This window comes from Paenibacillus sp. HGF5, from assembly GCF_000204455.1.
Taxonomy (GTDB): domain Bacteria; phylum Bacillota; class Bacilli; order Paenibacillales; family Paenibacillaceae; genus Paenibacillus_AQ; species Paenibacillus_AQ lautus_A.
This window is the reverse complement of sequence record NZ_AEXS01000147.1, coordinates 1-6,494: the sequence shown is the minus strand read 5'-3', so window position 1 is coordinate 6,494 and position 6,494 is coordinate 1. Positions and strand designations below refer to the sequence as shown.

The window sequence follows — 6,494 nt, the reverse complement described above, 5'->3', positions numbered from 1 at the left end:
ACAGCGCTTACGTGTTTACAGCAGCAACAATTTTGGATATGGATGATTACGAGCATTTCCCATTCGTATCTTTGGGGAAGTACCATTTCTGGGATGATCCCATATACAAGTATATAACGATGGTTAGAAAAACTGATTTTAATAGAGATTTTAATTTTAAGATGAAGGAACAAATAGAATCTACAATTAGGGATAATATAAAGATAATTGAACAAGCTAGGGGAATAATATATATTTTACCCATCCGATTATTAACCGAAGATAATTCAATGATTTATAAGGCTGCTGATCAAGCATTTTTCAGTATGTTTAAAGATTCCCTTGATATTGAGTCGTATAAAAATCAATTTAAAACTATAAGTGATATAAAGAATGGATTATTACCAGGTATAGATACGAGCATATTTTTTTAGAAGATGAAGATAGCGGATTGGATCTCGAAACCAGATTTACAGTTTATAAGGAGTCAACAGTCTTACCATTATCTTCTGATGCTACGGATGCTGAGGTTTTTTGGTTCGTAGTATATAGTTATTTAGCTCAAGCATTCGATACTATTCTATTAAGTGCAGAACATAGACTAGTTCCATATATTAGGTTTAAAGTAACCTTTAAATATATATTACAAATCTCAGGGAATTTCGTTGATAATGAAGAAATATCGGACATGCTTTTCAAATGTGTAATCTCCCATATATTACACCATAAGTTTGACAAACAAAAAATATATGAAATTGATATTAGGGATTATTATGAAGCCATTAGAAGTTATAATTTTGAAAATCAAATGTTTTTAGAATTAAAACAGCAAGATAATCCTTTTACTAATCTATCCATTAGCGAAGTGAATACTATAATTAATCGTAATTTAGAGAGCTTTTTTATAAGGTTACATGATAATAATTAAGTAGCTCAGTGATGGCCCGAACTTCTTATAACAAAGTATCTACGCTGCGGGACTTTCGACCCTTGGTCTGCCAGAAGGTAACTCGAGGAAGTGAACTCAAACAGACAACCCTATGAGGCTAAGTGGCAAAGCCACCCGGCAGCAAGCTGCCTTAAGCCTCTCGGGTTCGTAGATACAAGAACGTTAGATGAAATCATCGCAATATTTTTATTGAAAGTAATTCATTGGAGGAATAAATGAAAAGGGTCTTAGTCATTGGTTGTCCTGGCTCAGGTAAGTCAACTTTTTCTTCAAGACTAAGTAAAGAATCAGGCTTACCTGTAATTCATTTAGATTCATTTTACTGGAAACCAGGATGGATCAGTTGTAATAATCAGGAGTTTGATGAAATACTACAAAAATTATTAGTTCAGGAAACCTATATCATGGATGGAAACCATGGAAGGACATTAGATTATAGAATTCCTTATACGGACACTGTTTACTTTTTCGATTTTCCGCGATATCTATGTCTTTGTAGGGTAATGAAAAGGACAATCTTAAATCATGGTACAACTGGAGAATACATGGGGAAGGGTTGTCTAGAAAGTATTGATTATAAATTTATAAAGTCCGTATGGAATTTTAGGAAGAATCAACGGATGAGAATAATTAATATATTAGAGAAGTACAAGGGAAGTAAGAGTATCGTAATTTTTAGAAAGCCCAAGGAAGTAAAAAACTATTTTAAGAGCTTTTCCAAGTAATTCGAAGAAGGCGACAACATCATCTAACATAATACTACGCTGCGGGCCGTTCGGCCCTTGGTCTGCGAGATGTGATTCGGGGTAGCAATTTCGGCAGACAACCCTGCGAGGCTAAGTCCGTCGGACCCGGCGCGTTTGCGCCTTAAGCCTCTCGGGTTCGAGATACAGTAACGTTAGGCGAAATATCCGCAGAATAAATCTTTAAGGACTGATTCAATGGAAATATCAAATAATAAAATCAATGAAATTCTTAAGAAAGAGTATACTCTCAAATATCATGATAAATCTGAATTAATTGATGTAGTATGGCCAGACTTTGTGGAGGTTGAAGGTTGCATTGTAATAAAGAAAAACACTGAAAATAGTATAGAAATTAATATTGAACATATTATTCACCAGTTTGGGGATCGAACTGGATTTGAAGCAAGTGAAAGTCATGTTCATATGATAGATATATCAAATACCTTTGAAAAACATCCTTTAGAAGGGTTAAAGTTTGCAAAGAAGCTATTAGAAATGTGGTCCACTAAACTAAAAATTGATTTTCCAGAGTATGAATTTATCCTTATCTTAACTTATCATGATGATGATACAATTTTACGTTTTCATAGATTAAGAGAATCAGAAGAGATTTGGATAAACATTAATAATATTGAAGAGTTTGAAGAAGGGATCATTATTAGGAAAGTGTAATCGAAGAAGGCAGATACCTCGCCTAAATAGTATCTACGCTGCGGGCTTTGCCCTTGGTTCGCAAGTGGTATTAAACAAAGGGGTGTACTCAGCTCACAACCCTGCGAGGCTAAGTCCGTCGGACCCGGTCGCGTGCGCTCCCTTAAGGCTTTCTGGTTCGTAGATACAACAACGTTATAGGCAACCCCGGAATCCTAAAAACTATTTTGAAAGGAATAATAAAATGGAAAATAAAGAAACCTTAAAACAAGAATTTTTGAAAGTTAATCCATTATATCAACGCCTATCAGAAGGTGCTAACATTCTATAACAATGTATCTACGCTTCAGGCTGCACCTTTGGTTCAAAAGAAGCATTTACAGAGAAGCGGAATCAGCGAACAACCCTGGCGAGGCTAAGTCCGTCGGGCCCAGTCGCTGGCGTTCCTTTAAGCCTCTCGGGTTTGTAGATACAAGAACGTTAGCTGAAACCATTGCATAGAAAATTCTTGTAAAATGAAAAATCAAAAGATAAAGGAAGAGCCAACGTGCAAACATTTGTTTTAGATTATTATCGAAAACACAGATTTGAGTTTGTTGGTAGTTTAACAGAACACTACCTTGAAGGAAGTTTAATTTGGAATGAATATATAAAGAATAAAATAAGACAAATAGATGAAATAATAGATAATGGGAATAAAAATTGGTACTTAGATTTAAATGGTTACAGATTAGAAGATATTGAATTATTTAAGAATAGTCCTTGGTCAATTATTAATGATGATAATGAGATTAAGATAGTTTCAAGATTTTTTGATTACGGAACTGGTGAAGCAAGATTTGCTTTGCAACCTTGGTTTAGAACTGGTGACGAATTGCTCAGAAATAATAAAGATTAGTAGCAAGTAATTCGAGGAAGGCAATTGCATCAGCTAACAACGTATTCACGCTGTGGACCTGGTAGGTCCTTGGTCTGCTCGAGGCTTTTCGGAGGAGTTGGTCAGGCAGACAACCCTGCGAAGCAAAGTGGCGGAACCACCCGCTCCCGATGGTCGCTTAAGCCACTCGGGTTCGCGAATACAACGACGTTATCTGAAAGATCGGCAAAAATCATAATAGAAAACATTGATGGGAGAGCATTTTATGAGCCGCCTGGTAATCATGACGGTTGGAAAAACTCATAGTGGAAAAACCACTTTTGCTAAAGAATTAGAATCTGTACTACAACAAGCCATAGTCATTGATCAGGATAATCATGCTGAATTTATTAATAGCCATTATAAGAAACTTCGCCCTATAGAAGGTCCTAATACTTTAAAATTCTCTATAACAAATGCTATTGTTAACTATGCTGTGGAGCAAAGCGATTTTCACATTATCTTAAGCAATTCCAATTTAAATAAATCAGGAAGAACAAATGTACTCCAGAACTTTCATGACAATGGATTTGAAAGTATTATAGTCCACTTTAATTTACCAATTGATTTATTGAAAGAACGTGTTACACAAACCCAAAGAAGTAAAGCTATATTTAGAAGTGCCTCGAACTTTTTGGAAGTATTGGAGAGACAAGGAAATACGATAGAAATTCAACCTACTAAAGATGAAGCTAATTATCTATTTGACATCAAGGACCCCAATGATACTTTGGAAATTATTCAACAAATAAAAGAGATAAGTGAATTTAGATAATTCGAAGAAGGCCGATCCATCAGATAACATGGTATTCACGCTGCGTATCTATCGCTCTCTGGTCCGGCCGAGGTAGAAGAAGTGGAATCAAAGAGGCATTTCATTTGCAGAGAAGCTAAATCAGCCGGACAACCCTGCACTGTCTAACCGCGTCGCGGCCACTCCCTACGGTCGTTTAAGGCAGTGAGTGTTCGTGAATACAATAACGTTAGCCGAAATTAATGCAAACATAATTGATAATGAGAGGTAATAAATTTGATGAAAACTTATCCTCGATCAGTATTTGGAATTCCAATGATAATTCAATACGTAGGGAACCAATATATTGTTGAAGTTAGTGATTTGGGTATAATCACCAGATCAGAAAGTAAGGGAAGGGCAATTAGAGATGTATTTGATAAGGTTAGGGAATACTTAATAACTAAGCCTATTGAACCTAAAGTAATAGAAGGTTATGACTTTCATCAAAATGTACAAATACGAATGTTTAAGGCTAATCAAGTACTGACTAGATTAGGATTTACAATTATTGCTGATGAAGTAACTGAGAATGATATGGGTCTTATTGAAGACATATGTAACTCAATTGACATCAACAAGTTATCAAATCCTGAAAAACAAGATATTGAAGATAAATTAGCTAATATTTTCAGTGGTTATGTTATGAGCCCGGCCAATAGAGCTTTGAATATGAACTCTTTAATAATGAGAGCTGAACATATAAATAAGTTTTCACATTTAATCGAACAGGCTAACATGAGTTTACTTCGTGGTGAGTTTATCTCAACAATCATGATACTTATTCCTGTGATCGAAGGAGTTTTGTTATCTTTATATGGGTTCGATTCGAGTAGTAATAAGCCAAATGATAACCAGCTGTTAAACAAGTGGGCAGAACTGGAGTACGATCATAGCTCAAAGCAACTACCAAATCCGTTCATGTTAGACGAATATATTAGAGCTTTTATAGATATCTGGCAACATACTGTCTTTAATAAACATCAAACTGCTAAAAATAATTCATTCTTTAACAGGCATTATATATCGCATTTAATGGGTGAAGGTAACTTTTACACAAGAAATAATGCGTATAAAATGGTTTTACTAGTTGACCTACTGGCTTACGTAATGGCTATATGTCATGGACAGCATCATCGGTTTTCATATAACACTAAAGAGAAAAGTTATATACAGAGATGGGGATACTATAAACATTTGGCCTTAAATAAGCATAATCATGCGAATTACCATAGTCTAATGAGAGAGCATTTATATTACGAAAAAATATATAGTCTTATCAAAAATAATCAGTGGTCTATCAAAGAGGACATTAATATCGGTTAACAATACATCTACGCAGTGGGGCATTCGCCCCTTGGTTGTCAGGTGTGAAAGCAATGAAGTATAATCGGACAACACACGACCCAGCCTAAGATAAGAGCTATCTAAAGGCCGGGGCGTGTCGTAGATGTGTGAACGTTAGCCGAAAGAAGTTCTTAGTTTAGGAGGAGTCAATATGATATTAGAAAAAGTTATAAATAGAATTGCAATACAAAGTGAATATAAGGATTTTGTTGATAAGTATATAAATCATATACTTACCGAATTTAAAGGTAAGATTCATAGCATTTATATGTGTGGCTCGATTCCAAAAGGAACTGCTAAACCTTTTAAGTCAGATGCAGACTTTACTATTGTATGTGTAAATCCCAAAGATATTGATTACGAAAGATTGTCAAATATTAAAGACAGGCTTTTGGAAGAATATCCAATAGTAACTAAGATTGATACGATAATTTGCTCGATTGACGATGTATTAAGTAAACCGAATGAGTGGGGTTTTTGGGTTAAGATCATTTGTGTTTGCATGTATGGTCATGACATTGGTGAAAAAGTACCACCGATCATTATTTCTCCAGAGTTCATTCTAGACTTAAATACAGAGACCAAGGAAGAAGTAGATAGTGTACGTCGTTCACTTTCTACTGCTAGCGATCACTCGATGAAAACTAGATATATTAAAGGGTATTCGAAGAGATTAATTCGTGCATTATACTCTTTGGTTTTAACAGATACAGGTGTATGGCAAGATGACATTATTGAGATGAAGAATGCCATATTAAACTATTGCGAGATTGACTCCGCTTTAGTTGAGTATCTGTATGCTTGTTACTTGGATAGTGATGTACTTGTTGAAGAGTTTCTGGGAATTGCAGATGAAGTATATAGCTATTTTGAGAACGCCTTAAATACAATGGCTGCTTCCAGAACTTCCCTCGGCTAACACCGTATTAACGCTCGGGGCCACTCTGAGAAGCGAGTGACCACATCCAGCCCCCTAAGCCCGTCGGGACGTCACTGCATTAGGTGTTCGGCAAGCCTCACAACTATAAGCAGCGACTCTAAGGGGCCAGGACGTCGTGAATACAAGAACGTTAGGCGGAAACTCTCAAAACATTAGCAACAATTATGATAATA

General features: G+C 35.7%; 7 protein-coding genes. All 7 read left to right on the top strand.

The window, feature by feature from the left end:
* Positions 1 to 413 (top strand): hypothetical protein (locus HMPREF9412_RS33010; protein ID WP_036673310.1); only part of this gene is annotated, 413 nt, incomplete at its 5' end.
* A gap of 730 nt (positions 414 to 1,143) precedes the next feature.
* A complete protein-coding gene (locus HMPREF9412_RS23510) occupies positions 1,144 to 1,653 on the top strand; it encodes an AAA family ATPase (RefSeq protein ID WP_036673304.1) in 510 nt (169 codons plus the stop codon).
* Between the two features lie 216 nt (positions 1,654 to 1,869).
* Positions 1,870 to 2,346: a hypothetical protein gene (locus tag HMPREF9412_RS23505; protein ID WP_009594290.1), complete on the top strand. Its 477-nt coding sequence runs from the start codon at positions 1,870 to 1,872 to the stop codon at positions 2,344 to 2,346.
* Between the two features lie 526 nt (positions 2,347 to 2,872).
* Positions 2,873 to 3,223, top strand: coding sequence for a hypothetical protein (locus HMPREF9412_RS23500; RefSeq protein WP_036673301.1), 351 nt, complete (start codon positions 2,873 to 2,875; stop codon positions 3,221 to 3,223).
* Between the two features lie 244 nt (positions 3,224 to 3,467).
* Positions 3,468 to 4,016 (top strand): ATP-binding protein, encoded by a 549-nt coding sequence (locus HMPREF9412_RS23495; protein WP_009594291.1) that lies wholly within the window; start codon positions 3,468 to 3,470, stop codon positions 4,014 to 4,016.
* Positions 4,017 to 4,271: 255 nt separating this feature from the next.
* Positions 4,272 to 5,360: a hypothetical protein gene (locus HMPREF9412_RS23490; protein ID WP_139084069.1), complete on the top strand. Its 1,089-nt coding sequence runs from the start codon at positions 4,272 to 4,274 to the stop codon at positions 5,358 to 5,360.
* 172 nt (positions 5,361 to 5,532) lie between these two features.
* Positions 5,533 to 6,300, top strand: coding sequence for a nucleotidyltransferase domain-containing protein (locus tag HMPREF9412_RS23485; protein WP_009594292.1), 768 nt, complete (start codon positions 5,533 to 5,535; stop codon positions 6,298 to 6,300).
* Positions 6,301 to 6,494: the final 194 nt, after the last annotated feature.

Excerpts from the sequence above, each read along its gene's own strand:
- HMPREF9412_RS23485 (WP_009594292.1), top strand. The coding sequence starts at position 5,533 with ATGATATTAGAAAAAGTTATAAATAGAATTGCAATACAAAGTGAATAT.
- HMPREF9412_RS23510 (WP_036673304.1), top strand. The coding sequence starts at position 1,144 with ATGAAAAGGGTCTTAGTCATTGGTTGTCCTGGCTCAGGTAAGTCAACT.
- HMPREF9412_RS23505 (WP_009594290.1), top strand. The coding sequence starts at position 1,870 with ATGGAAATATCAAATAATAAAATCAATGAAATTCTTAAGAAAGAGTAT.
- HMPREF9412_RS23495 (WP_009594291.1), top strand. The coding sequence starts at position 3,468 with ATGAGCCGCCTGGTAATCATGACGGTTGGAAAAACTCATAGTGGAAAA.